The following is a 220-nucleotide window of genomic DNA, read 5'->3' as shown; positions in this document are numbered from 1 at the left end:
GGAAAGAGTTTGAAGCTGGAAAACGTCCGGCTGCTGACGTATTTAAAGCTGTTATCGGTGAACTAAAAGGAATGGACAATCAAGTGAAAGCTACACAACTTGGTATTTCTATATTCGGCGTGAAATTTGAAGATTTAGGAAACAAAGTTGTTTACAGTTTAACAGATACAAATGACGAATTAGAACGAACAGACGGAAAAATGAAAGACCTTGTCATGAC

1 protein-coding gene is annotated in these 220 nt (G+C 37.3%); it reads left to right on the top strand.

What is annotated here, in order from left to right; genetic code table 11:
* Positions 1 to 220: hypothetical protein (locus ACQRBL_RS33020; protein WP_427736515.1), on the top strand; the 220-nt coding region annotated here is incomplete at both ends.

The organism is Bacillus sp. AF62 (assembly GCF_050312695.1).
Lineage (GTDB): Bacteria > Bacillota > Bacilli > Bacillales > Bacillaceae_G > Bacillus_A > Bacillus_A cereus.
The sequence above is the reverse complement of the archived record's forward strand: the minus strand, read 5'-3'. Positions and strand labels throughout refer to the sequence as shown.